This window comes from uncultured Shewanella sp., from assembly GCF_947495455.1.
Lineage (GTDB): Bacteria > Pseudomonadota > Gammaproteobacteria > Enterobacterales > Shewanellaceae > Shewanella.
In genome coordinates, this window is sequence record NZ_CANLZC010000218.1 from 1 (window position 1) to 1,335 (window position 1,335).

Here is a 1,335-nt window from a genome sequence, read left to right on the forward strand (position 1 = left end):
CTCTTATATGGACTCCCGTGAGTAATCAACCTTTTTGTTCAGTAAAATGAGTAAATGCGAACTTATATACGGGTTCTATGTGGAGAGCGACTCCGACCCTAAGATGATTTCGCACCAGTAGGTCACATCTCGTTCACAGCATCTTAGTGCTTCAGAGACAGGCTGACTTCTACCGGTTGATTTTACTACTTTTAAATCGCATTTTGGTTGATTGACTTACTCTATGCTGACAGCATGGTTGGTTTATATACAGTGTCGTTTTTAATGAGTGCCAGTGCCGTTCGGACTGTTTTGTTTGCTAAAGCAACCGCTGCCACTTTCTTGCCTCGTCGAGAGATCAGATTTTGTAACCATAATCCTTTTTCTGTCGTTGCTGTATTCTTAGATACATTCTTAACAACAGACATAGCTCCTTGGAAAAGCAGACTTCTGAGTTGCCTATCTCCATTGTATTTTGAAATATGCCCAAGACGTGTCTTTCCACCTGAAGAGTGCTGTTTTGGTGTCAGGCCAATACAGGCCGAAGCATCTCTTCCTTTTGCAAACTCACTCCCATCACTAAGACGGACAGACAAAGCTAAAGCCCCCATAGGGCCAACTCCTTCGAGTTTACTGAGTTTGACACAGGTTGGGTTGAGGCGCACCTGCCGATTGATCTGTTTATCAAAGTATTCAATTTGTTTATTGTGCACTTCAAGCATAGTGTGCTGCGCTAGCAGTACCTGACGAAATAGATCCGGTAATCCATTTTCAGCATCCTCAAGGATTTCTGGCACAAGCTTAATAAGCTTACTATTTCCTAGTGCTATAGGCAGACCAAATTCAAGCAGCAGGCCACGAATTTGATTCATCAGGGCTGTACGATGTTCAACTTGTAACTTCCTAACACGTTGTAAAGCTTGCAAGGCCTGATTTTCAGGCGTCAATATCGCACATGAACGAAGGTGCGCCATCCGTGCAGCGACGGCAATAGCAAAAGCATCATTTTTGTCTGTTTTTTGTCCGACAAGTAAGCCTTTTACTGCTTTAGGATGGATCAATTTAACGGTATGACCGAAGCTTTTTGCCAGCCTAGCCCAATGATGAGCACCACCACACGACTCCATGGCAACTAGGGCTGGTTTATGAGTAGAAAGTAGCTTCGTCAACGCAGCCCTACCTATCTGCTTATTAGAATGTTCAGTATCATCGGGGAGTAATTTACAAACCTGTAAATGAGTTTTTGCCAAATCGATAGCAAGAAGAATAGAATTTTTCATGTGTGGGCTCCATTGGCTAATTGGTCAAATTCAGACCGTACTCCTTCGAGGGAAGGGAGTCCATACATCTCGTTCG

The 1,335-nt window shown here is 43.5% G+C and carries 1 protein-coding gene; it reads right to left on the reverse strand.

Features of this window, described 5'->3' with window-relative positions; all coding sequences use genetic code 11:
* Nucleotides 1–221: 221 nt before the first annotated feature.
* A complete protein-coding gene (locus tag Q0791_RS24815; RefSeq protein WP_299011942.1) occupies nt 222–1,259 on the reverse strand; it encodes an IS110 family transposase in 1,038 nt (345 codons plus the stop codon).
* Nucleotides 1,260–1,335: the final 76 nt, after the last annotated feature.